Genomic DNA, 25,158 nt, shown 5'->3' with positions numbered 1-25,158 from the left:
CCAAGGACGGCGTAAGCCGTTTATGCTTGGAAAAAAAGATTGCGATTTCTTGAAGAGGCTTTTATGATAGTAATTGAATTAATAAAAACGATAGTCGATTAATAAAAACATTAACTATTGGAGAGTGAACTCAGCGATGACTAACCGAATCGTCATTCACGCAGACCGGACGAAAGGCACGATCGACCGGAACATCTACGGGCATTTCTCCGAGCATCTCGGACGCTGCGTCTACGAAGGGCTATGGGTCGGGGAGGATTCTCCCATTCCGAACACGGAAGGGATTCGCAACGACGTGCTGCAGGCGTTAAGGAAGATGAAAATCCCCGTGCTGAGATGGCCGGGAGGGTGCTTCGCGGACGAGTACCACTGGAAGGATGGGGTGGGTCCGAGAGAAGGCCGCAAGCGGATGGTCAACACGCATTGGGGCGGCGTTGTCGAGAACAACCACTTCGGTACCCACGAGTTCATGAAGCTGTGCGAGCTGCTGGAATGCGAGCCGTACATTAACGGCAACGTGGGCAGCGGCACCGTGCAGGAAATGTCCGAATGGGTCGAGTATATGACCTTCGACGGAGTATCGCCGATGGCCGAATGGCGCAAGGCCAACGGCCGGGAGCAGCCCTGGAAGGTGAAATACTTCGGCGTCGGCAACGAGAACTGGGGCTGCGGGGGCAATATGCGTCCGGAATACTACGCGGACCTGTATCGTCAATTCCAAACCTATGTCCGCAGCTACGGGGACAACCGCATTCACAAGATTGCATGCGGGCCCAGCGAGGGCGACTACTACTGGATGGAAACGCTGATGAAGCAGGCCCATCGCTGGATGGATTCCATCACGCTGCACTACTACACCGTCCCGGGCGTATGGTCGCATAAAGGCGCCGCGACCGGATTCCCCGAATCCGAATGGGCGATAACGCTGCGCAAGGCGATGCACATGGAGGAACTGATCTCCCGCCATTCCGCGATCATGGACCAGTACGACCCGGACAAGCGCATCGGCCTGATCGTGGACGAGTGGGGCACATGGTACGATGTCGAGCCGGGAACGAATCCGGGCTTTCTATATCAGCAGAATACGATTCGGGACGCGTTGGTGGCGGGAATTACGCTGCACATCTTCCATCGGCACTGCGACCGCGTTCGGATGGCGAATATCGCCCAGCTCGTCAACGTGCTGCAGGCCGTCGTGCTGACCGAAGGCGAACGGATGCTGCTGACGCCGACCTATCACGTGTTCGATCTGTTCCAGGTTCACCAGGACGCGGAGCTGCTGGATATGCACGAGTCCGTTCGGACGATCGGAGGCGAGGACGCTCTGCCGCAAATTTCAGCTTCCGCCTCCCGGGACGCGGAAGGCCGCATTCATCTCAGCTTGTGCAACCTGGATCACCGGTCGAACGCCAGCTTGGAAGTCGAGCTGCGAGGATGGGCCGGCGCAGAGGTGAACGTCTCCGGATCGATTCTGTCCTCCGACGCCACGGACGGCCACAATACGTTCGATCGGCCGGATCGCGTTGCGCCCGTCGCCTATACGGACTTCGCCGTCTCCGGCTCGCAGCTGCGGGCGAATCTGCCGCCGATGTCCGTAGCCGTTCTGGAGTTGACCGCCGCCGGACGATGAGGCCGGGGCAAGAGGCGGGCCGCGGCTGCAAGGGCTGCGGGGAGGAGTATCGGGTCATCGAGGAGCGAATAGACAAGCTGCTTGCTGCCCCGATGTTTCTCCCGGACAGCGGCGCTTGCGTGCCCGAAGACGTCTATGAAGCTCGGCTGAGCTTGTGCCGCGCTTGCCCGAAGCTGATCGGAGATCAGACGTGCGCGCTGTGCGGATGCTTCGTAAGAATCGCCGCGAAGCTTAAGGACAGAAGCTGCCCCGCGCCGGGCGGAGCCGGCTGGCCAGCCTATGGGGACGGGGGCTCGGTTCCGCCCCGCGAGCATACGCAGCCGTTCGGGCGAAAGGGAGACACGGAGAGCCGAAGCCAACGATACGACCGCAGATGACGAAGCGGCAGTCAAGAACGCCTTGACTGCCGCTTTTCGCGTTCGGAGGAGGCGTCCGGGCCGGTTTTTTCCGGCCCGGACGCGACAGATTCGCCGGTAAGCGGTTGTACAGATTGACCAAGTGCAGGAAAGTCAGATTCGTTCACGCCTCCAATCCCCGAAAAGATCAACGATGCCACGGATTTTCACTATACCGAGAGGCGCCGCTCTTCTATATTGGATTCAGGCAGGGGACAAACCGCGGGCCGCCGACCGGAAAGAACCGGAATCGACCGCGGTCAACCGGAGGAAAGAGGGGGAACAAGATCAAAGCGAAATCAAGAGCGCTCTGGCGCGAGCTGTACAAAAATCGGATATTATTCCTCATGCTGCTTCCCGTGCTCGTCTACTTTCTCATTAACAACTATGCGCCGATGATCGGAATTTATTACGCGTTCGTGCAGTTCGAATTCAATACAAGCCTGTTCCAGATGAACTTCGTCGGGTTGAAAAACTTTGAATTTCTATGGAAGTCCGGAAAGCTGCTCGAGCTGACCGTGAATACGATCGGATACAATCTGGCATTCATCCTTCTGGGGAACGCGCTGTCGATTTCCGTGGCGGTTCTGCTCAGCGAGCTCAAGGGCAAGTGGTTCAAAAAAATAACGCAGTCGATCTTGTTTCTGCCGTACTTCGTCTCGTTCGTCATCCTGAGCGTCATCGTGTTCAATCTGTTCAATTACGAGCAGGGGGTGTTGAACACGGTGCTGGAGAGGCTCGGAGCCGAGCCCGTGGACGTCTACAACAAGCCTGAGCTGTGGATCTTCTTCATTATCGTCTTTTATTTATGGAAAAATTTCGGCTACAGCATGGTCATCTACCTTGCCGCCATTACGGGCATTAGCGAGGAGTACTATGAAGCGGCGCGAATCGACGGCGCGAACACCTTCCAGAGGGCATGGCGCATTACCGTTCCGATGCTGAAGAGCACCTTTTTCATCCTGCTGCTGTTCTCGCTCGGCACGATTATGAAAGGCCAGTTCGACCTGTTTTATCAGATGGTAGGGAATAACGGCCTCCTGTACAGCACGACCGATATTCTCGATACTTACGTCTACCGCTCGCTCAAGGTCACGTTCGATATGGGAATGGCGACGGCCGCCGGCGTCTACCAGTCGCTGTTCGGGTTTGCGCTGATCATGGTCGTCAACGGCATCATTCGCAAGGTCAACAAAGACTACGCATTGTTCTAGGGAGGCAGCCGATGAAAATCAGAGAAGACAGCACCGCCAAATGGTTCCGTTTGCTCGCTTATACCGTCGTCATCGGGGGAGGCGTTCTGTGCATTTTGCCGTTTATTCTCATCGTTTCGGCGTCGCTGTCGAGCAACGAGTCGATCATTCGAGAAGGCTACACGATCCTTCCCGGCGATTTCTCGCTGGAGGGCTATCGAATCATCTTCCAAGTTCCGGACGAGGTTCTGCGGGCTTACGGAGTGACGGCGCTCGTGACCGTGGTCGGAACGGTTCTCGGCCTGTTCATGATGACGATGGCCGGCTACGTGCTGCAGCGCAAAGATTTCAAATACCGCCACTTCTTCTCCTTCGTCATCTATTTTACGACGCTGTTCGGGGGAGGGCTTGTGCCTTATTACATTTTGATCACCGAGTACTTGGAGTTTACGGACAGTCTGTACGCGCTCGTCTGGCCGTCGTTAATGACGCCGTTCCTCATTATTCTGATGAGAAGCTTCATGAATTCCGCGGTGCCCGACGAAGTGGTGGAGTCGGCCAAGATCGACGGCGCCAACGATTTTCTCATCTACTACCGGATCGTGCTGCCGCTCGCCGTACCCGGCCTGGCGACGGTAGGCTTGTTCCTTGCGCTTCACTACTGGAACGATTGGTTCTCGTCGGCGATGTACATCAACAGTCCGGAGAAGTACCAGCTGCAGTTTTACTTGTACAACATGATCAACACGGCCGATTTTCTAAGAAACATCGGGGCCGGAACCGGAATCGTCCTGTCGGAGGGCGTGCCTGCCGAATCGATGAAGATGGCGATGGCGATCGTCGTCACCGGACCGATCCTGCTGCTCTATCCGTTCATTCAGCGCTATTTCGTCAAAGGGCTGACGATCGGAGCCGTCAAAGGTTAGAACCGTGCTCAAGGAACTTGAAGCCGGCTAACATAGATTCTCAGAAGGAACAAAGGGAGGATTCACATGCCAGGAAAGTTGAACAAGTGGCCCGGCCTCGTTTTATCCGCTGTATTGTTGGCATCGCTCCTTGCCGCTTGCAGCGGCAATAGCGACAAGCAGACGCAAAGCTCGCCGCAGCAGGCGTCCGACCCTCCGTCCGCCGGGGCGTCGGAATCGCCCTCCGCAGCGCCTGCGGGCATCGATACCTCGAAGAAGGTGGAGCTTCAGTTCTACATGCTCGGCAACGCGCCGAAGGATCTGGCTAAGGTCGAGGCGGAAATCAACAAAATGGCGCTTGAAGATCTGAACGCGACGGTCAAATTCAACTTCACGACTTGGACGGACTGGGATCAGAAGTACAAGCTGCTGCTGTCCACAGGGCAGAAGGTCGACCTCATCTTCACCGCCGAATGGACGCAATATCAGCAGTACGCGAAGAAAAAGGCGTTTCTGCCGCTGGACGACCTGCTCCCGAAGGCAGCTCCCGTCTTGAATCAATTCGTGCCTCAGGAGATGTGGGATGCGGTCAGAATCGACGGCAGCATCTATACCGTACCCGCCACCTACAAGGAGTACGTAACGGGCGGATTCGTATGGCGGGAAGATTTGCGCCAGAAGTACGGCCTGCCCAAGCCGGTCGATATGGCGACCTTCGAAGCCTACCTGGAGGGCATTAAGAAGAACGAGCCGAACATTCAGCCGGTAGCGATCGGCTCGGACGTCGCCGCAGCCTTGTCCGACAGTCATTTGGAAATCGCGCGGGATATCGTCGGACCGATGCCTTACGGAGTGTTCGCACCTTACGGCAGTCCGGCCCAGGTGACGAGTTACTGGGGTTCCCCAGAGCATCTCGAGGATCTGAAGCTGTACAGAAGCTGGGCGGAAAAAGGCTATATGTCGAAAAACGAGCTGAACGTGAAGGATACGAGCCAAGACAAGCTCGTTAACGGAACCGCGGCTGCCATGCTTGGAGATAACCCGACCCGATACAACCAAACGAACAGCAATATGAAGTCTCTGCACCCGGACTGGGAGCTGGGCTATTATCCGTACGGATTGACCAAAGGCTACGCAACGCCGGTGCATCCGATTCATAACGGATTCGCGATTCCGGCGCACAGCGAGAACGCGGAGCGCGCGCTTGCCTTCTACGAGAAGATGGTCACGGACAAACGCTATAATCATTTGACGCAATACGGCTTTGAAGGAGTCAACTACGAGGTGGAGGACGGCTATTACAAGCTGGTCGGCAACGCCGACACGAACGGCTTCCTTCGAGAAGGCATGCAGGGCTGGGCATGGCGCAATCCGGAATTCATGCTGTTCGAGCCAAGCTATGACGGAGTCAAGGCGATCTTCGACGAGCTTGACAAAATTCAGAAGCCGGACATCTACACCGGCTTCGCGGAGGACTACACGGAATATCAGGCGGAGCGCGCGGCGCTCGAACAGGTCGAGAAGCAATATTTGTTCCCGCTGCTGGCCGGTCAGGTCGCGGACGTCGAGAAGGGGCTGGCCACATTTATGGAGAAAGCGAAGCAGGCTGGACTCGAAAAAGTGCAGCAGGGCTATACGAAGCAATGGTTGGCTTATCTTCAGGATGCGGGAATCCAGTAATAGCGGCTGAGGTTGGACGAGAGCGTAAAAGGCGCCGGTCTTAAGTTGCGCAACCTAAGACCGGCGCCTTTTCAGCTGCGATTACCGCGCCGCTTTGCGGAATTCCGACGGCGTTACGCCGTTTGATTTTTTGAAGATGCGATGGAAATAAGAGCTGTTGGTATAGCCCGTCCGTTCCGCGATTGCCGCGATCGAATGCTCCGACCGAATCAGAAGCTCCTTGGCTTTGTCCATTCGCACTTGATTGATTCGATCGACGATGTTGTTCAGCGTCTGCTGGCGGTAGACTCTGCTGATGTGGTAAGGAGACATCTTGAGCTCCTCCGCGATGAGATTCAGGCTTAAGTTCGGATCGGCGTACCGCGAATCGATCACTTCGGCAATCCGACGAATCAGATCCTCCTGCTTATGGCTTCGCTTCTCCGCAAGCTTGAGCTTCAGCCTGTCGAATAGAGCATAGTATCGTTCCGTCCATTCGTCCAGCGTCTCGTATTCCGCGATGTCCGGAAGGTCGTCCGGATTAAGCCCGAGCTGAAGCGAACCGTTTTTCTCGATCTCCGCGATCCTATTCGTAACAGAAACCGTCAGGTGCTTGGCCGCCATATGCCAGACGACCGGCGGGTACTGGGCGGTCTCGCGCATGATCTCCTCGAAGAGCGCTTTCGCTTCGTCCGTCTTGCCGCCGACCAGCGCGTCGATCATACTCCTTTCCTTGCCGATCGGGAACGTATACGCGGTACTGTCGGACAGCTTCAGGCCGGAAGCCGCGATGATCGTATTCCTGCCCTGAAAGAAGCGATGGCGCGATGCCGAATGAACCTGCTTAAACAGGTGATGAAGCTGGCGAGGATCGCTGTCGTACGGCGAATAGGCGACCGTAATGCTCAGACTTAAATATTCCTTGCAAGCCTGCCGCACTTCGCTAAACATCCGTTGGAGCCCGGAATCGGACAGCTCTTCGTTCATAGCGTTCATCATGAGCAGAAGACTTTCTTCCTCCAAATCGACGGCCTCCACTCGCGCGAACTTGGAGCAGATCTCCGAAGCGATATTCATAATGGCGAATTTATAAGTCAGCAGGTCGTTGTGGCCCAAATCCTTGAGCTGCTTAAACCTGTCGATTCGAATATAGGCCAGCATGTACGGTTTGGTGAAATCGAACGAGATGTTCAGACTCTTCAATTTATCCGATTGATAGTCCGGATTGAAATCCTTCATCTGGATGAGCTTCCGCAGCATGTTCTGACGAATGGTGTAGCTGGTGTTGCGGCGTTCCGATTCCAGAGCTTCCACCCGGTTTTCGATCTTGTGGATCGGAACGTACAAGAAACGGGAGAGCAGCCAGGATAGCAGCAGTCCGACTCCCAGAATCACCGTAGCGAGCTGCAGCGTTGCGGCCCGAACCTGCTTCACGGGAGCCGTTATCGCCTCGTAAGGCGTAATCCTTACGTACTGCCAACCGTATTTGTCGGGGGAGGTGTGCGTAATCAGCGATTTGACGCCTTCGACATCGGCAATCGTATAGCCGGAACGAGGGTGCCGTATCGCCTCTTTGATCAGCAGCCTCTCCTCTTGGCTCCACTGCACCTCCGTTAATTCGCTAACGGACAAGATGTTGTCCTGATCGTCGACGAAGTAATTTTTTCCCACGCCTTCGAAATTGTTCATCCCCAGCTCGTAGTTCACCCACTCCGCGGAGACGTTGACGATAATCGCGGAATTGATCTGCCGATCGAAGCCTAAAGCATCGTATAGAAGATAAGTAAACGCGCCTCGTGGGGGCTGCTCGCTTCCGTCGTAACGGAAGGTTCTGGGGATTGGCGTGAACGGCTTGAAGTTTCGATAATTTTCCAGAATGTCGTTGATCCCCGACTCTTCGACGCTGCTTTCGGGAGTCAGGCCGCGCTGATTCCCTTCGCGCGAGACGATATAGTAACCTGCGGCAGGGTTGTAAACGTAGATCGACTGGATAAAGGGCATCGTCGCTAGATAGCCGTCCAGATCGAGCATGGCCCCCTGAATATCGAAGGCATTCGGTTCCGTGTAGTAAAGCAGCTTCGCGATCGTGCTGTTGCGGTAAATCTGGGAGGAAACCGTTAAGGCGTTGTCGCTCGTTCGGGCGACCGTCTGGCTGGTCTGTCTTAAGTGATTCAGATCGGACTGAAACGTTTCCTTCTGTAAAATTCGGGCAAACGCGTAATAGTAGACATAAGACGCGATGAGGAGAGCCGCAACGATACATAGAGTGATTCCGATCAGGATTCGTGTGTACAACTGTCGGTTGCGGCTCATTTTTTTGAGATTCATGGAGACCTCACCCTTATCCCAAAATCGAGGCTGAATCGTACGATTTCGCTTCATTTTCGCTTCATTATAGCTTGACCGCTCTATGAACCATAGTGTAACGATAGGGGAGGTGTGAATGATCGAGGCATTTGGATGTGAACATATTTGCGGTCGTTGATCTTCTTTGCTTTTCCCGCGATTACCGGATGCTCTCGTTCTCCGGCGAGGGAGCCTCGGCCGTCGTATAGTACAGCTGAAACACGATGTCCTGGTTATAGTTGCCGAAGCCGGCTCCGAACAGCGTGACGCCCCCGATATGCTTGGTTTCGTCCATGCAGGCGATCCGGAACGTCCACTGTTTTTTCCGGGCCTGAATATCGTCCAGCGTCACGTTGGAGATTCGGTTGCCGTCCATGTACGTTCCGTCTTTCGTAATTCGCAGATGCTTGAGCAGTCCGTACTGGTTAATCGCGTCCGGCCACCAGGCCGGCGTATACTTCCCGCGAGCGTCTCCGAAGTCTCCCGGACTCGTCCAGGTTCCCAGCTCCTTCCCGTTGAGAGAGAAGGCGATGTCTGAAGGCCAATTGTCGTTGTTGCCGGGCGCTTCGGAAGCCAGCTCCATCGAAATGACCAATTCGTCGGGCATCTGGCTCGGCAGCAGGAAATTCGGCACTTTGTATTCGATGTAGCCGCGGCCGAACCATAAAATTTTGGCGTCGACTCTCTCGGAATCCCAGAAGAATCTCGGCTCGTCGAATTCGCCGATCAGCTTCGCAGGCGTCGCCAGCCCGCATGTCGGATGAATCTCGAAATCGGTATAATGCCCGACGGAAAGCTCCGTGCGGTGGCTCTCCCTGTTCGGTTCCTTATTCGAGGGAAAATCGATTTCTATTTTATCGACGCACAGCCTGCACAGCTTTTGGACGCCGCCCCTTCCCCGGACCATCTCGGTGCGAATCAGGTTGGCTTTTTCCAGCTTCTTCGTGTGCATCGTCATAATCGCGCTGCTCAGGCCGACGGCTTCCGCCAGCTCTTTGACGTTTCTCGGCTCTTGAGCCAGCAGATGGATGATCCGAAGCCGAACGTCGCTTGCCAGCGCCTCGTAGACGGGCAGCGCGTTCTCCGATATGTCCAGTTTCATGAAGATAACCTCCGGGTTCGATGAGCTGGTTTGGGGATTAATATAAATATTTATGAATAATATACAGCTTTTTGATGACGATCACAATCGAGAGGCGGGCATCGGTCTGCGATAGGAAAGCGGTTCGGCTATAATGAGAGAAGTAACCGTGCGGGCAGAACCTAGGGAGGTGCCGAATGGGACAATTCAAAATGAAGCGGGTCTACGAGCAGGCGGAAGACGGCGACGGCTTCCGGGTGCTGGTGGACAGACTGTGGCCGCGAGGGATGACCAAGGAGCGCGTCGGCGCGGAGGTGTGGTTGAAGGAGATCGCGCCCAGCGTCGAGTTGCTTCGATGGTTCGGGCATCGGCCGGAGCGGTTCGAGCCGTTTCGGGCCAGGTATGTCGAGGAGCTGAAAGGCGAAGCTGCCCGGCCTCACCTGGAGCGCTTGCGGTCGTGGGCCAAGGAACAGGATGTCACACTGCTCTACGCCGCCAAGGACGAGCTCCGCAATCAAGCGATCGTGCTGAAGCGGTTTTTGGAAGGGGACGCCGAATAACGGGGGTTGACATGAAGGAATATAGATATTATCTTTTAAACGGAAAGATAATATCCTTTATAGAACGAAGAAAAATGGCGAGGTTAGGATGAAAAAGCTGGCTCACGAAGAAATCTTAAAACGGATGGAGGAGAAAATCCGATCCGGAGAATGGAAGCCGGGGGAGCGGCTGCCCACGATGCCGCAGCTGGCTTCGAGCTACGGATACAGCCTGACGGCGGTTAGAGAAGCGCTTCGCGTGCTGGAGAGCCGGCGCATCGTCAGCATCGAGCACGGCAGAGGAATTTTCGTCTCTCACGATCCGGAGCTGCTGAACGATCCGGCCGAACGGCTGCGGGGCATGGAGCCCCAGTCGCTGCTGCAGCTGCTGGAGGCCCGGCTGGCGATCGAGCCCGAGCTGGCGGCTTATTGCGCGGTTCGCTCCTCCGTCGCGCAGGCCCGTTCCATTGGCGAGCTGGCCGATCGGATGGAGGCGCAGATGAAAGCCGGGGAGGACCATTTCGCGACCGACGTGCGGTTTCATCAGGAGATCGCCGACGGAGCGGGCAATCCGCTGCTCGCGCAGATGCTTAGCGTAATCGCGGATCTGTCCGCGAAGGGCAGGAGGGAAACGGACAAGCTGCCGCATATGCGGGAGAAGGCGATCAGCTATCATCGGCTGATCGCGACGGCGATCGCGGAGCGCCAGTCCGATCAGGCCCGCGTGCTGATGAAGGCCCACATTCAAGACATGCTGAACGCCGTTCAAACGGGAGGGAATGCAACATGAAAATCACGAAAATGGAAACGTTCGTCGTCCCGCCGAGATGGCTCTTCCTGAAAATCGAGACGGACGAAGGCGTCTGCGGATGGGGAGAACCGATCGTCGAAGGCAAGGCGCATACGGTGAAGGCCGCCGTCGAGGAGCTGGCCGGATATTTGCTGGGCAAAGATCCGCTGGACATCGAGGATCACTGGCAGGCGATGTACAGGGGAGGCTTCTATCGGGGAGGTCCTATTCTCATGAGCGCGATCGCCGGAATCGATCAGGCGCTATGGGACATTAAAGGCAAGTTTCATCAAGCGCCCATCTATCAATTGATGGGAGGGGCCTGCCGACGCCGGATCAAGGTGTATTCCTGGATCGGAGGGGACCGGCCCTCCGAGGTCGGCGAGGCGGCCGCCCGCGCTCGGGCGGCCGGCTTCACCGCTGTCAAAATGAACGCGACCGAGGAGCTCCAGTACGTCGACTCTTACGAGAAGATCGACCAGGTGCTGGAGAGAGTGGCCGCCGTCAGAGCGTCGACGGACGCCCAGTTCGGCATCGGCATCGACTTTCACGGCAGAGTCCACAAGCCGATGGCCAAAATATTGGCCAAGGAGCTCGAAGCTTTCCGCCCGATGTTCATCGAGGAGCCGGTTCTGCCGGAAAACAACGAGGCGCTTCGGGAGATTGCACGCGCCTCGCGAATTCCGATCGCGACCGGAGAGAGGATGTTCTCCCGCTGGGATTTCAAGACGCTGCTCTCGGACGGATACGTTGATATTATTCAGCCGGACGTCTCGCATGCCGGCGGAATTACGGAATGCAAGAAAATCGCCGGCATGGCGGAGGCGTACGACGTCGCGCTTGCGCCGCATTGTCCGCTCGGACCGATCGCGCTGGCGGCCTGCCTGCAGGTGGATGCGACCAGCCATAACGCCTTCATTCAGGAGCAGAGCCTGGGCATTCATTATAACCAGGGCAACGATTTGCTCGATTATGTCGCCGATCCGTCCGTATTCGCATACACGGACGGTGCTGTCGCGATCCCGGAAGGACCGGGGCTCGGCATCGAGATCAACGAGGAGCACGTTCGGAGAATGGCGGAGATCGGGCACGACTGGAAAAATCCGCTATGGCGCCATTCGGACGGCAGCGTAGCGGAGTGGTGAGACTGCCTGCGCGGTGACGGGCTCGATTAGGGGCTCCCCATCAGTAAATGAGCCGGTACGGCTCGGATCCTGATGGGGAGCCCCTTTTCAAATTCAACTTGATAGGTCTCATCTTTTTAGGTATAGTTGATATATCATGTTACATCAAGGGATGGTAAAATGGACGGTCCATTGTACGAACAAATCTATCACTATTTGCTTGAGAAGATTCGGAGCGGGGAATTGCCCAGCGGAGGCCGAGTGCCCTCCGAGAAGGAGCTGGCCGATCAATTCAACGTTAGCCGGATCACGTCGAAGAAGGCGCTGGAAATGCTGTCCGCGGACGGCTTGATCGAAAGGGTGCAGGGCAAAGGCTCGTTCGTGGCCGAGACGCTTCCCGAGACGGAGCTGATTCAAGGGACGAAGAAAACCTATCCGCCAAGCTGGAAGCTGGTCGGCCTCATTCTGCCCGACTTTGCCGATTCGTACGGTCTCCGCATGATTCACGGGGTGGAGGAGCGGCTCTCCGAGCTGGGCTGCCGGATGCTGATGAAGATTACGTACGACAAGCGAGAGGAGGAGGAGGAAGCGATTCGTTCGTTTCTGCAGCTCGGGGCGGACGGCTTCATTATTTTCCCCGTTCACGGGGAGCACTACAATTCGGAGCTGCTGCGTCTAGTGCTGGACAAACATCCGCTCGTATTCGTGGACCGCTACTTAAAAGGACTGGCGGCTTGCGCCGTCTATACCGACAATCGCCAGGCGGCCTACGAGCTGACCAAGTACGTGCTCGACCGGGGACATAAGCAGATCGGCTTCATCTCGCTTCCGGTCGAGAACACCTCGACGATCGAAGATCGCATTCAGGGCTATACGGACGCTTTGATCCGTCACGGGCTTGGACTTAATCCGCAGCATCTGATGACGAATCTGTTCAGCTCGGTGCCGCGTTCGTTCGAGGAGCGCAACGTGCAGGTGGACTTCGAGAACGTCAAGAAGTTCGTGGAGATGAATCCGGACCTGACCGCATTCGTCGCGGTCGAATACAATCTGGCCCTCATCCTGAGAGAAGTGCTGCTGTCCATGGGCAAGCAAATTCCCGAAGATTGCAGCATCGTCTGCTTCGACTCCCCTCATAATCCGTTTAACAGGTATTTGTTCACCCATATTAGCCAGGACGAGTTCGCGATGGGACGGCGCGCTGCCGATCTGCTGCAGATGCAGTGGGATATGCAGGAGATATCGTTTAACAACACCGTTCCCTTTACGATCGTCAAAGGCGACTCCACGACGTAAATGACCTTCCCGGCAGGAAACGTTCAGGCCGGCGGATGCGCGAAAGCCCGGCTCCGGCTTCGGGTTTTCGCGCATTTCTGTCGAACGATAGAATGTAAGCGCTTTTTCGTCGACAAAATTATTATGTTGATATATAAAAGTGATGAAAATTTTATGTTGACATATTATATTGCTGGAATTAATATATTATCTGTAAGCGCTTAATAAATTGAATTAAGGGGCTGTCGAAAATGAAAAAGTGGATGGGCATCCTATTAGCCTCCGGAATGCTGCTCACGGTGCTGGCCGGCTGCAGCGGCGGAGGGAACGGCAACGGAGGCGGCGCTTCCCCCTCTCCGAGCAGCGGCGGATCCGGCGGCGGCAATTCAGGCGTCGTAGAGCTGACCTTCTGGGGAGACTGGGGCGGCGAAGGGCAGAAGCAGTTCGAGACGATGGTCGACGCGTTTAACAAGTCCCAGGATCGAATTCGCGTGAAATACGTGCTCCAGCAGGATATGATTACGAAATTTCTGACGGCGGCGACTTCCGGCGGCTCTCCCGACATCATGTTCTGGGACCGCTGGCGGACGAACCTGTACGCGCCGAAGAACGTCCTGCATCCGATCGACGAATATATGGCCAGAGACGGCATTTCCGCCGACGATTATTACGATGAAGCGCTCAAGGAGCTTTCTTACGACGGCAAGCTTTACGGCCTGCCGCTGACCGTGGATGCGAGAGCGCTCTTCTATAACAAGAAAATGTTCGAAGAAGCGGGGCTCCAGCCGCCGACCAACTGGGAGGAGCTGACGTCGTCCGCCAAAGCGCTGACGAAGTGGAACGGAGACAAGCTGGAGGTGGCGGGCTTCTCTCTCGGCGACGCCGGACTGTTCAACATGTATCTCCAGCAGGCGGGCGGCCAGATGCTGAACGACGCGAACGACGCGACAGGGTTCAACAACGACAAAGGTTTGGCGGTTCTCGATCTGTGGGATCGGCTGCTGAATGAGGACAAAGTGTACAAAATCGGCTTCGAGCAGGGATTGGGCGAAGGCACCGACGCGTTCGTCACCGGCAAGCTGGCGATGAACTACACGGGCCCCTGGATGCTCAGCACGTATAACAAGTACGGCCAGGATTTGGAGTTCGGCATCGTTCCGCCACCGGCGGGGCCGAACGGAGATCGCGGAAGCGTAATGGGCGGCTTCGGTCTGGTGATCGGCGAAGGCTCCAAGCATAAGGAAGAGGCGTGGGAGTTCGTCAAGTGGTGGCTGGCCAACAAGGACAACGTGCTTCTGTGGGCCAAGACGAGCTTGAACATCCCGGGCTACAAGCCTGCGCTGGAAGATCCGTTCTTCAAGGACGATCCTTCCTGGCAGCCGTTTCTGGATACGCTCGAGTTCGCCAAGATCAGGCCGCAGCATCCGGGCTATTCCATCATGGAGGGAGACGGTCTTATCCCGAATTTGCAGCTGTTCCTCGAAGGCAAGCAGGATGCGGCGACAACGCTTAAGAAAGCTCAGGAGCAAGGAGACCGGCTGCTGAAAGACAACGCGGACGTGCAGTAGCTCCTATCGGCTGTGAAGAGGGAGGTTCGCCTCCCTCTTCGCTATAGAGAGAAGAAGGAGAGGGAAACGATGGTTCAGACAGCCGCCGTGCTGGAGCCGCTGCAGCGCTGGATTCAATCGGTTCAGCGGCATTTGCAGAATCGCCCCAGGACGCAAGCGATGTTCGAGACTTGCATGCGCAACACGATAGAGACGACCTTCCGTCCGCTGCAGGACGGCACGACGTTCGTCATCACCGGAGACATTCCGGCGATGTGGCTCCGGGATTCGGCGGCGCAGGCCAGGCCTTATCTGCTGCTGGCGAAATCCGAGCCGGAGTTCGAACGATTGCTGCTCGGAGTCGTCGAGAGACAGCTTCGTTACGTCAGCCACGATCCGTACGCGAACGCGTTTAACGAATCGCCGAACGGCCAGGGCCATCAGGAGGACGAGACGGCGATGACGCCCTGGATCTGGGAACGCAAGTACGAGATCGATTCGTTGTGCTATCCGATTCATCTGGCTTATCTGCTGTGGAGGAACGCCGGCACGACCGCTCAGTTCAACGATACGTTCCGGACGGCGGCCGCGCTGACTCTCGAGCTGTGGCGGAAAGAACAAAACCATGAACAACATTCGGATTACCGCTTCGTAAGGCGCAACTGTCCGGCGACCGATACGCTTCCCCGCGACGGCAAGGGCGCGAGGACGGGCAAGACGGGAATGACCTGGTCGGGCTTCCGGCCGAGCGACGACGCCTGCGATTACGGTTATCTGATTCCGTCCAACATGTTTGCGGTCGTCGCCCTGCGGGAGCTGGCCGAGATCGCGCAGCAGGTGCTGAAGGACCGTTCGCTGCAATCCGAGGCCGAGCGGCTGGCGTCCGAGATCGAGGCCGGCATCCGGACGTACGGAATCGTGCACCATCCGAAGTTCGGCGACATTTACGCTTACGAGACGGACGGGCTGGGCAACTATACGCTCATGGACGACGCGAACGTCCCCAGCCTGCTGTCGATTCCTTATCTGGGCTACGCCGGCAGCGACGATCCGATATACGTTCGAACGAGACGCTTTATTTTGAGCGAGCACAATCCCTATTTTTACTCGGGGAAGGAAGCTTCGGGCATCGGCAGCCCGCATACGCCCCCCGGCTATATCTGGCCGATCGCGCTGGCTATGCAGGGGCTGACGGCGACCGAGCCGGAGGAGAAGCTTAGGCTGCTCGATCTGCTGGAGCGGACGGACGGGGGCGCCGGCATGATGCACGAAAGCTTCGATGCGGAAGACGCAAGCCAATATACGCGGCCGTGGTTCTCATGGGCGAACATGATGTACTGCGAGCTCGTGCTGGACGTATGCGGCATCCGGGTAGCCAAGTGATAGACAAGCAGAAAGGAAGTGCGCAGATGTTTCGTTCCCGCAAGCTGGGCGCTCACCAGGCGCGAATGGCGTACCTGTTTATTTCTCCTGCGTTTCTGCTGTTCGCCGTCTTTACCGTCGTGCCGGTGTTCATGGCTTTCTATTTGAGCTTTACGAATTATGACGTGCTGAGCCGGATGGACTGGGTCGGTCTGGCCAATTACCGGAAGCTGTATGCGGACAATTTGCTGTGGCAGACGTTTCGCAACGTGCTTTTCTATACGATCGTATTCGTTCCGCTGAACATTCTCACCTCCCTGCTTATTGCGCTGCTGCTGAACAAGGCGATCGCCGGCGTCAAGATCTTCCGCACGCTGAACTATTTGCCGACGCTCACCTCGGCCGTGGCGGCGGCCACCGTATGGCTGTGGGTGCTGCATCCGGAATTCGGGCTGCTGAACGGATTTCTGTCCTACTTCGGAGTGACCGGTCCGGCGTGGCTGTCGGAGACGAGAACGGCGATGGCCTCCGTCATTATGGTGACGCTCTGGCAAGCGGTCGGCTCCAACATGGTGATCTATTTGGCGGGTCTGCAGGGCGTGCCCGACTACTTGTACGAGTCGGCCAAGCTGGACGGCGCTAACGCGGTCCAGCGGTTCCGGTTCATTACCTGGCCGCAGCTGAGGCCGACGACGTTTCTCGTCAGCACGATGTCGATCATCGGCGCGCTGCAGCTGTTCGACCAGGCGTTCGTGCTGACCCAGGGCGGTCCGGCGAACGCGACGAAGACGCCGGTGTATTTGATCTATCAGCAAGGGTTTAACCAGCTGCAGATGGGCTACGCATCGGCTCAGGCGTTCGTGCTCGCGCTGGCGATCCTGATCTTCTCGTTGATCAACATGCGGCTGTCCAAAGCGGAAGAGCCGATCGTATAGGGGGGGGAAACGTCATGAAAACAACATCCGCCGCCGGCTTGAGCCCCGGCGCCGGCCGGACGCTGGGCACGGCCGCTTTTTACGTGACGGCCTCGGCCGTGTCGCTGGTCCTGTTCCTTCCGTTCTTATGGAGCGTGCTCACTTCGCTCAAGCCGGACAATGAAATCTTCGCGTTTCCGATCCGGTGGCTGCCCTCGCATTTTACGCTGGAGCACTACAGGGACGCTTTCACGACCGTTCCTTTCCTGAGATATTTCGGCAACTCCTTCTACCTCGCAGTCATGGGCGTGCTGTCGAATCTGTTTCTCGGCTCGCTGGCCGGCTACGCGTTCGCCAAGCTGACGTTCCGGCTCAACAAGCCGCTGTTCCGCATCCTGCTTGCGGCGATGATGATTCCGGGCGTCGTGACGATGATTCCGAGCTTCTACGTGCTCATGCATCTGCCGTTCCTCGGCGGCAACGACTGGATGGGAGAGGGAGGGCGCGGCCTGCTGAATTCGTTCTGGGCGGTCATTCTTCCCGGCGCGGCGGGCTCGTTCGCGGTGTTCTTCATGCGCCAGTTTTTTCTGACGCTGCCCAGCGACATGATGGAGGTGGCGCGCATCGAAGGAGCGGGGGAGTTCCGGATTTTCTGGCAAATCTATCTTCCGCTGACGAAGCCGGCGCTGGCGACGCTCGGAATATTTACCTTCCAGGCCGGCTGGAACGCTTTTCTCTGGCCGATGATCGTGCTGAACGATCCGTTGAAGCATACGATCCAGATGGGGCTGCAGGCGTTTTCCTATAATTATCAAACCGACTTCGGCCCGATGATGGCAGGCGCGATCGTCGCGACGCTGCCGATCCTTGTCTTGTTTGTTCTGCTGCAAAAATACTTCGTGCAGGGCATCGCGTTCAGCGGAGTGAAGGGGTAGGGGATGATCGATATCGGGACGAAACGAATCGTCTGGATGGGAGGCGCCGCGCTGGGGTTAGCGTTGGCGTCGGCGATTCTGCTCTGGATCGCGCCGGGCTGGACGGGCGAGACGAAGCGGGAAGTCTGGGGGGCTCGCGCGGACGAGGCGGGAGCGGAGCTTGATCTCTCGTTCTGGGACGGCAAGCGGGGCATGTTCAACAACGCGTCTCCTTGTATTCTGCAGGCCTGCACCGATCCGTTTAACTACTGGTGGCAGGCGCATGCGGCCGACGCTCTGCTCGACCGGTACGAGCGGACCGGGAACGAGGAGACGAAAGCGCAGATCGGGGAACTGTTCGATGGCGTTCGCGCCCGCAACGCCGGCGTATGGACGAACGGGTACTACGACGATATGGAATGGATGGCGCTGGCCTGGCTCCGGGCCTACGAGCTGCTGGGAGAGGACCGCTACAAGGAAGCCGCGCTCGAGCTGTGGGCGGACATTCGCACCGGCTGGAACGAGGAGATGGGCGGAGGCATCGCCTGGCGCAAGGAGCAGCTTGACTACAAGAACACGCCTGCGAACGCGCCGGCCGTCATTCTGGCCGCCAGATTGTACCGGAACTTCGGCTCGCAGGACGATTTGCAGTGGGCGCTGAACCTCTACGATTGGCAGAAGCGCACGCTGGTCGATCCCGTATCCGGCCTTGTGTGGGACGGAATTAACCGGACGGGCGACGGTCAGATCGATAAAGATTGGAAGTTTACCTACGGACAAGGCGTGTTTATCGGCGCGGCGATGGAGCTGTACGAGCAGACGGGCGAAGAGAAGTACCGGGAAGACGCGAACCGGACGGCCGACTACGTGCTGAGCGAGATGGCCAGCCCGGCGACCGGCTTGCTGCCGAACGAAGGCGACGGCGACGGAGGCTTGTTCAAAGGCGTGCTTGTCCGTTACTTGACCGAGTGGGCGGCGCGCGACGCGGAGCGAGGCCGGGAATACGGAAGCCTGATACTGAACAACGCGGACAGCCTGTGGGACTACGGCAGAGCCGGCGATGCGGCGAGGTTCGGCACCTCTTGGGCGCAGCCTCCGGAGACGGTCGTCCAGCTCAGCTCGCAGCTAAGCGGAGTCATCCTCGTCGAACAGGCGGCCAGGCTGGAGAGCCTCGGATTTTAATAAAGAAAACGGAGCGGTGATCGCATATGACATATCAGACGGAAGCATGGGCCGCTCGGGCCGATCTGGCGCAGCAGGCGCTGGCGGAACGTTACTGGAATGCCGGGATCGGCATGTTCGACATCGAGACGCCGTGTCCGAACGGCGAATGCAATACGATTTTCCACTACTGGTGGATGGCCCACGCGGTCGAGACGTTGACGGACGGATTGGAGCGGACCGGAGATTCCCGGTACGCCGAGCGGCTCGACGCTTTGTACGAAGGGCTGCTCAGACGGAACGGAGGCGTATGGCCGAACGCGCTGTACGACGACATGGAGTGGATGGCGATCGCCTGGCTCCGAGCCTACGGCGCGACCGGAACGGAGAAGTACAAGGAAGCGGCGCTGCTGCTCTGGGACGACATCAAGACCGGCTGGAACGGGCATATGGGCGGAGGCATCGCCTGGCAGAAAAGCCAGCTCGACTACAAAAACACGCCGGCCAACGCGCCCGCCGCCATCCTGGCCGCCCGGCTGCATGCGCGGTTCGGAGACGAAGCCGATCTGGGCTGGGCCGTGAAAATCTACGAATGGCTGAAAAACAACCTCGTCGATCCCGAAAGCGGCTTCGTCTGGGACGGCATCAATCGGGAGGGCGACGGCGCGATCGACAAAGCTTGGGAATTCACGTACTGTCAGGGCGTGTTCATCGGCGCGGCGCTGGAGCTGTATCGGGCGACCGGGGACAAGGGGTACTTGCGGGACGCCCGGCGGACGGCCGCCGCTGCCGTCGCCAGGCTGGCCGACCCGGAGACGGGGGCGCTGCCGAACGAAGGGAACGGCGACGGCGGGCTGTTCAAGGGCATTTTCGTCCGTTACCTGGCACAGCTCGCGCTCGCCGATCCTTCCCGCAGCGGGGAGCCGGCGAAGCTGATTGCCGGCAACGCCGACCTGCTGTGGTCCCGAGGAAGAGACCCGCAGCGGACGCTGTTCGGCCCGAATTGGAGCGAGCCTCCGGGCGGGACGGTCGAGCTGGGAACGCAGCTCAGCGGCATCATTTTGCTGGAGGCGGCCGCGCGTCTTGAGGCCGCAGAGCCTGCCGGCCGGACGGAGGCGACCGCATGAACCGGGAGCTGGAATCGACAAGCGGTCAAGAGACTGGCGCACGACGGCCGGCCATTCCCGCCGGCGAAGGCGCCGGCGTCTGGACCGAACGCGCCGAAGCGCTGCAGGAGGCCTTCTATTGCCACTATTGGAACGAACGGACGGCCATAATGAATCAATGGCATCCGAAGAAGAAAGGGACGGAAGGCGAGAACTATTACTACTGGTGGCAGGCCCATGCGATCGACGCGCTGGTCGACGGCTGGGAGCGGAGCCGGGACGCCAAGTATTTGGAACGCGCCAAGCGGTTGGCCCGAGGCCTCAAAGCATCCAACGGCGGCACCTATCGCCACAACTATTACGACGATATGGAATGGACGGCGCTGGCTCTGCTCAGAATGTACGACCATACCGGCGAGGAGGCATACAAGCTGGCCGTGCTCGACCTGTGGGAAGATATTCGCACCGCCTGGAACGGGCATATGGGAGGCGGGCTGGCGTGGAAGAAGGATCAATTGGACTACAAAAACACGCCGGCCAACGCGCCCGCCGCGATTCTCGCCGCCCGGCTGCACGCGCGCTTTGGGGCGGAGGACGATTTGATCTGGGCGAAGCGGATCTACGAGTGGAATCTTGGCAACCTTGTCGACCCGGAGACGGGCTTTGTCTGGGACGGAATGAACCGGCTTGGCGACGGGCGAATCGATTACGACTGGGCGTTCACCTATTGCCAAGGCGTTATGATCGGAGGGGGGCTGGAGCTGTACGCTCTGACGAGCGAGGATCGGTATTTGCGCGAGGCGGAGAGGACGGCGCGGGCGACGATCGACCGCTTGGTCGATCCGGAGACGGGTATGCTGCCGGACGAAGGGATCGACGATACCGGCTTATTCAAAGGCATTCTCGTTCGTTACGTCAAGCTGATGATCGACCGGCAGGCTCAAGGGGCGGCAGAGTGGACCGACCTCTTGCGCCGCAACGGAGAGACGCTGTGGGACCGCGGAATCGACCGCGCGTCCGGCGCGATCGGCCCGTCGTGGTCGACGCCTCCGGCCGGCCCGGTCCAGCTTAGCGTCCGGTTGAGCGGTATCATGCTGGCGGAGGCTTTGGCGGGGTTGGAGTGGGAGCAAGGGGAGGATTTGCCAGGCGCTATCCTATAACCAATTGGAATGTTGTATGATTGAAGTTGGGATGAAAAAAAATGGAGACTTCTTCTATGATTTTCGCACGACGGAGCTTTTTGATCAGTTGCAGGATCATATTTCAAAGGAATGAAGCGCTGGGGCTGCTTCGCTGCGAACTCTCAAGAGGGCAGCGGGGCAGCCTTCGTTAATTAATAGTGAACCGTAACCTCGATCTCCTGATCGTAATTGCCGAAATGGCGGCCGAACAAGCTGACGCCGCCGGGATGCTCGGCGTCCTCTCGGCTGGCGATGCGGAAGCGCAGATCTTCTCCGTAGCGTATGCCGAGATCGGAGATGGTCGTATCGGACAGATAAAGTCCGTCCAGGTAAGTGCCGTCCGCCCGGACCGCAATCGTCTTCAGCAATCCGTGCTGCGTGCCCATGTTCCACCAGGCCGGCGTGTGCGCTCCGCGCTGGCTGCCGTAGTCGCCGGGGCAGGTCCAGACGCCGATGACGACTCCGTTGATCGAGAACGTAATGTCGGAGGGCCAGTTCTCGTTGTAGCCCGGTGCCTCGGAGCACAGCTCCAGCGACAGGCTGAGGCTTTGCGCGCTCTGGCTGCCGACGAGATAGTTGGGAATGCGATACTCGACGAAGCCGCTGGCGAACCAGAGATGCTTGGCCTTTACTCGCTCCGGGTCGGAGAAGTAGCGGGGATCGTCCACCATTCCGATCAGGGCGCGCTCCGAGGTTAGCCCGCACGTCGGCTTCACCTGAAAGTCGGAGAATTGGCCGATCGGCACGGATACTGCATATTGCCGGACGTCCTTCGCCTCCGGCGTCCTGAACTGCAAGGTGACCGTATCGGGAAGCAGCCGGCATACCTTCTGCCTTCCCCGCATCCCCGACAGACTCTCCGTTCCTATAATTCCCGCCTCCTCAAGCTTCTGAACGTGCTTCGTGACGATCGCCGACGACAGCTCCAGCGCGGCTGCGAGCTCCTTGATGTTCATCGGCCGGACGTTCAGCAGCTCGATCATGCGCAGCCGGGTTTCGGAGGAGAAGCACTCGAAATAAGCCGCATTTCTGGAATGAACCTGAATGATCATAAAATCTCCCCGCCAAATGCGTTTCTTTTTATTATATAACTCAAAAGTTAATTAAACAATCAAGTATTGACTTAATCCTTTGTTTTAATCCATAATAGGGGTGAAAAGTGAATTATATAGTTATTAAGTTTATCGCTAAGTTAACTAATGGAGGCTGCAAACATGAAGGCAATTCCTCGGCAAGAGCATCCTCGTCCTCAGTTCGAACGCGCGGACTGGATGAATCTGAACGGCGAATGGGAGTTCGAGTTCGACGACGGCCGCGTCGGCGATCGGGAGCAATGGCATGCGGGGGAGAAGGAGCTGTCCCGCCGCATTCAGGTGCCGTTCGCGTTCCAAAGCAAGCTGAGCGGAATCGGCGATCCCGACTTTCACGATACGGTCTGGTACAGAACCCGGTTCGACGTCCCGGCGTCCTTCTCCGGCAAGCGAACGATTCTGCATTTCGGAGCGGTCGACTACGAAGCGTCGGTATGGGTGAACGGCACGCTGACGGCGAAGCACGAAGGCGGCCATACGCCGTTCAGCGCGGACATTACGGATATTCTGAACCGGAGCGGGGCCAACACCCTTGTCGTTAAAGCCGTCGATTACAGCCGGGACGTTACGCTTCCCCGGGGCAAGCAGTACTGGCTGCCGGATTCGGCCAGCATCTTCTATACCCGGACGACGGGCATCTGGCAGACGGTGTGGCTCGAGGCAGTCGGCCGGACTTACGTGGACAAAGTCCGGTATACGCCGGATATCGACCGGAACGATATCGAGATGCGGCTCTTCTTCGGAGGTTGGACAGATCGCCCGGACGATTTGACGCTGGAGATCGACGTGAGCTTCCAAGGGGCTCCTGTGGCCCGCGACGTCGTGCGCGTGAACAACGAGGAAGAGACGAGGACGGTCCGGCTGACGGACTTCAACGATCATTCTCTAGGGCGCTGGTGGTCGCCCGAACGTCCGAACCTGTACGACGTTCGCTTCACGCTGCGGGCCGGCGGCGCTGCGATCGACGAAGCTTCCAGCTACTTCGGCATGCGCAAGGTGTCGATCGAGGACGGCCGCTTCTGTCTGAACAACCGGCCGTATGTTCAGAAGCTGGTGCTCGACCAGGGCTACTTCCCCGACGGCAATCTGACGCCGCCGAGCGACGAAGCGGTCAGAAGAGACGTCGAGCTGACGAAGGCAATGGGCTTTAACGGGGCGCGCAAGCACCAGAAGCTCGAAGACCCTCGCTATCTCTACTGGTGCGACAAGCTGGGCCTGCTCGTATGGAGCGAGGCGGCCAACGCGTACCAGTATTCGGAGAAGTACGTGCGCCGCTTCGTGAACGAATGGCAGGAGGCGATGGAGCGCGATTACAACCATCCGTCCATCGTCGCCTGGGTGCCGCTGAACGAGAGCTGGGGCGTGCCGAACATTCAGATCGACAAGCGGCAGCAGCAGCACGCCTTGACGATGTATCATTTGACGAAGTCGCTGGATCCGATGAGACCGGTCGTCTCCAACGACGGCTGGGAGATGGTCGCGACGGATCTGTTCAACATTCACGATTACGAATGGCGCAGGGAAGTGCTGGAGGAGCGCTACAGTTCGCGGGAGAAAGCGACAAGCGCGATGCCGGCCAACCGCAGGCTGTCCGTCGGAGGCCACGCTTACGCGGGGCAGCCGATACTCGTCACCGAATTCGGCGGGATCGCCTACAAGAAGAGCGAGTGGGAGGGCTGGGGGTACTCCGGGGCCGAGAACGACGAGGACTACGCCGAGCGGCTGCGCGCGGTTATCCAACCGCTGCTGGCGTCGGGCGTCGTTCAAGGGTTCTGCTATACGCAGCTTACCGATGTGGAACAGGAGATCAACGGGCTGTTGACGTACGATCGCGTGCCCAAGATTGCGCTGGAGCAGATTAAGGCGATCGTCGAAGGAAAATGACCGGCGAAGGCGAATGCCGATAAACGGACCGTTCCGGTTCGGTATCGGTGCTTGGCGTACGCCGCCCGCATCCCCTCGGGGGACAGGCCGGGCGGCGTTTTTTTTGCCGGTCGGCCCGAAAGCCGAACCGATGCCGGCGCATGAGAGACGCGCGGGCTATGTCTTCGGAACGTCGACGCTAAGCATCCCGTCTCGGCCTGCGAAGCGGGGGTCGAAGATGCGGACCTGATCCCCCAAGTCCTGAGTGACCACGAACGGAGCGAACAGGAACAGGATTCTGGCCGAATCGTCCAGCTTCAGGGCGTTCACGTCTACCGGGTCGATTCGGTACGTCTGCACGACGCCGTCTGCGCCGCCGATCCGGTGGCGTCCTTCGACGACCTCGAATTCTTTTTTGGCGTAATACGACAGCCCCCCGGGAATTCGGTCCGCGCGGATCGCAACCCGGTCGAAGCCTTCCTTCTTCAAATCCGCATACACATAGGCGGAATGCGCGATCTGGAATCCGACATATAGCGCCCCCAGCCCCCAGAAGGCGCGGGAAATCCGCATCCGGTGCTTCTCGCTCCGATACAGCAGCAGGAAAGGAACGAGCGCGGCCGCGAACGCCCAGAACAGATAGCCTTTGTTGGGGATGATGCCGACGGCGTACTTGCGCGAAGTGAACGGCTCCAGCAGCCCCGTTCCCCATGCGTTCGTCCAATCGCTCACAATATGAAGCAGCACGCCGACCGCCGCGAGCCAGAAAATGCGCCGATCCTTCACGCGAAAGATCGCCCAAGCCAGCAGGAAGAACAGAGCCGCCCAGACGGGCACCATCGCGAAGGAATGGGTAATTCCCCGGTGCGACAGGAGATAGTCCGCCCCGGCCCGCGTCCATTGAATGTCGATATCCGGAATGACGTTCGATCCGACGGAAGCGCCGAAAAACGCCCATTTCGTTTTGACGTCCATATGCGCCTTGTTCAGTGCTCCGTAGAGGGCGACTCCGAACAGCGTATGGGTCATATAATCCATCCGACAGCCCTCCTTTGTCTCGAATGCCTACCTATTATAATCTT

Annotated in this window: 21 protein-coding genes; 17 read left to right on the top strand and 4 right to left on the bottom strand. The window is 58.1% G+C overall.

The features are described 5' to 3' along the window. The first annotated feature begins 136 nt into the window (after positions 1–136). The 5 genes from ACFO3S_RS00395 to ACFO3S_RS00375 all read left to right on the top strand — a co-directional run bounded on the left by ACFO3S_RS00395 (position 137) and on the right by ACFO3S_RS00375 (position 5,803). Positions 137–1,630, top strand: a complete 1,494-nt coding sequence (locus tag ACFO3S_RS00395) for an alpha-N-arabinofuranosidase (protein WP_378091063.1) — start codon at positions 137–139, stop codon at positions 1,628–1,630. After that, a complete protein-coding gene (locus ACFO3S_RS00390; RefSeq protein WP_378091061.1) occupies positions 1,627–2,007 on the top strand; it encodes a DUF6171 family protein in 381 nt (126 codons plus the stop codon). Before ACFO3S_RS00395 ends, ACFO3S_RS00390 begins: the two co-directional genes overlap by 4 nt. Positions 2,008–2,372: 365 nt before the next feature. After that, entirely contained in the window at positions 2,373–3,239 is an 867-nt protein-coding gene (locus ACFO3S_RS00385) for an ABC transporter permease (protein ID WP_378091059.1), read from the top strand. Positions 3,240–3,250: 11 nt separating this feature from the next. After that, a complete protein-coding gene (locus ACFO3S_RS00380; protein WP_378091057.1) occupies positions 3,251–4,144 on the top strand; it encodes a carbohydrate ABC transporter permease in 894 nt (297 codons plus the stop codon). Positions 4,145–4,210: 66 nt separating this feature from the next. Further along, positions 4,211–5,803 carry an extracellular solute-binding protein gene (locus ACFO3S_RS00375; RefSeq protein ID WP_378091055.1) on the top strand — a complete coding sequence of 531 codons (1,593 nt, stop codon included), beginning with the start codon at positions 4,211–4,213 and terminating at the stop codon, positions 5,801–5,803. Between the two features lie 81 nt (positions 5,804–5,884). On the opposite strand, the gene ACFO3S_RS00370 is transcribed toward ACFO3S_RS00375, so the two are convergent. Both ACFO3S_RS00370 and ACFO3S_RS00365 read right to left on the bottom strand, forming a co-directional pair. After that, complete coding sequence (locus ACFO3S_RS00370) at positions 5,885–8,110, bottom strand: AraC family transcriptional regulator (protein ID WP_378091053.1); 2,226 nt, start codon at positions 8,108–8,110, stop codon at positions 5,885–5,887. A gap of 178 nt (positions 8,111–8,288) precedes the next feature. Beyond that, positions 8,289–9,230, bottom strand: coding sequence for an ArsR/SmtB family transcription factor (locus ACFO3S_RS00365; RefSeq protein WP_378091051.1), 942 nt, complete (start codon positions 9,228–9,230; stop codon positions 8,289–8,291). Between the two features lie 176 nt (positions 9,231–9,406). Between ACFO3S_RS00365 and ACFO3S_RS00360 the strand changes: the two genes are divergently transcribed. The 11 genes from ACFO3S_RS00360 to ACFO3S_RS00310 all read left to right on the top strand — a co-directional run bounded on the left by ACFO3S_RS00360 (position 9,407) and on the right by ACFO3S_RS00310 (position 21,101). After that, positions 9,407–9,769, top strand: a complete 363-nt coding sequence (locus tag ACFO3S_RS00360; protein WP_378091049.1) for a DUF488 domain-containing protein — start codon at positions 9,407–9,409, stop codon at positions 9,767–9,769. An 88-nt stretch (positions 9,770–9,857) separates the two neighbouring features. Further along, positions 9,858–10,538 carry a FadR/GntR family transcriptional regulator gene (locus ACFO3S_RS00355; RefSeq protein WP_378091047.1) on the top strand — a complete coding sequence of 227 codons (681 nt, stop codon included), beginning with the start codon at positions 9,858–9,860 and terminating at the stop codon, positions 10,536–10,538. Continuing rightward, positions 10,535–11,683: a galactonate dehydratase gene (gene dgoD, locus ACFO3S_RS00350; RefSeq protein WP_378091045.1), complete on the top strand. Its 1,149-nt coding sequence runs from the start codon at positions 10,535–10,537 to the stop codon at positions 11,681–11,683. Before ACFO3S_RS00355 ends, dgoD begins: the two co-directional genes overlap by 4 nt. 159 nt (positions 11,684–11,842) lie before the next feature. Next, positions 11,843–12,958 carry a GntR family transcriptional regulator gene (locus tag ACFO3S_RS00345; protein WP_378091044.1) on the top strand — a complete coding sequence of 372 codons (1,116 nt, stop codon included), beginning with the start codon at positions 11,843–11,845 and terminating at the stop codon, positions 12,956–12,958. Positions 12,959–13,188: 230 nt separating this feature from the next. Continuing rightward, the gene (locus ACFO3S_RS00340; protein ID WP_378091042.1) at positions 13,189–14,505 is read left to right on the top strand and encodes an ABC transporter substrate-binding protein; all 1,317 of its coding nucleotides are present in this window, start codon (positions 13,189–13,191) and stop codon (positions 14,503–14,505) included. 69 nt (positions 14,506–14,574) lie between these two features. Further along, positions 14,575–15,867 (top strand): glycoside hydrolase family 125 protein, encoded by a 1,293-nt coding sequence (locus ACFO3S_RS00335; protein WP_378091040.1) that lies wholly within the window; start codon positions 14,575–14,577, stop codon positions 15,865–15,867. A 26-nt stretch (positions 15,868–15,893) separates the two neighbouring features. Beyond that, positions 15,894–16,781: a carbohydrate ABC transporter permease gene (locus ACFO3S_RS00330; protein WP_378091038.1), complete on the top strand. Its 888-nt coding sequence runs from the start codon at positions 15,894–15,896 to the stop codon at positions 16,779–16,781. A gap of 14 nt (positions 16,782–16,795) precedes the next feature. Further along, complete coding sequence (locus ACFO3S_RS00325) at positions 16,796–17,695, top strand: carbohydrate ABC transporter permease (RefSeq protein WP_378091036.1); 900 nt, start codon at positions 16,796–16,798, stop codon at positions 17,693–17,695. Between the two features lie 3 nt (positions 17,696–17,698). Further along, positions 17,699–18,856 (top strand): glycoside hydrolase family 76 protein, encoded by a 1,158-nt coding sequence (locus ACFO3S_RS00320; protein WP_378091034.1) that lies wholly within the window; start codon positions 17,699–17,701, stop codon positions 18,854–18,856. Between the two features lie 26 nt (positions 18,857–18,882). After that, positions 18,883–19,962, top strand: coding sequence for a glycoside hydrolase family 76 protein (locus ACFO3S_RS00315; protein WP_378091032.1), 1,080 nt, complete (start codon positions 18,883–18,885; stop codon positions 19,960–19,962). Continuing rightward, positions 19,959–21,101 (top strand): glycoside hydrolase family 76 protein, encoded by a 1,143-nt coding sequence (locus ACFO3S_RS00310; RefSeq protein ID WP_378091030.1) that lies wholly within the window; start codon positions 19,959–19,961, stop codon positions 21,099–21,101. Before ACFO3S_RS00315 ends, ACFO3S_RS00310 begins: the two co-directional genes overlap by 4 nt. 173 nt (positions 21,102–21,274) lie before the next feature. On the opposite strand, the gene ACFO3S_RS00305 is transcribed toward ACFO3S_RS00310, so the two are convergent. Further along, complete coding sequence (locus ACFO3S_RS00305; protein WP_378091028.1) at positions 21,275–22,174, bottom strand: ArsR/SmtB family transcription factor; 900 nt, start codon at positions 22,172–22,174, stop codon at positions 21,275–21,277. 162 nt (positions 22,175–22,336) lie between these two features. Between ACFO3S_RS00305 and ACFO3S_RS00300 the strand changes: the two genes are divergently transcribed. After that, a complete protein-coding gene (locus tag ACFO3S_RS00300) occupies positions 22,337–24,097 on the top strand; it encodes a glycoside hydrolase family 2 protein (RefSeq protein WP_378091026.1) in 1,761 nt (586 codons plus the stop codon). Positions 24,098–24,253: 156 nt separating this feature from the next. Here ACFO3S_RS00300 and ACFO3S_RS00295 read toward each other — a convergent pair whose 3' ends face one another. Then, a complete protein-coding gene (locus ACFO3S_RS00295) occupies positions 24,254–25,114 on the bottom strand; it encodes a metal-dependent hydrolase (RefSeq protein WP_378091024.1) in 861 nt (286 codons plus the stop codon). Between the last annotated feature and the right edge of the window lie 44 nt (positions 25,115–25,158).

It is taken from the genome of Cohnella hongkongensis (genome assembly GCF_042654645.1).
GTDB lineage: Bacteria > Bacillota > Bacilli > Paenibacillales > Paenibacillaceae > Cohnella > Cohnella hongkongensis.
The sequence above is the reverse complement of the archived record's forward strand: the minus strand, read 5'-3'. Positions and strand labels throughout refer to the sequence as shown.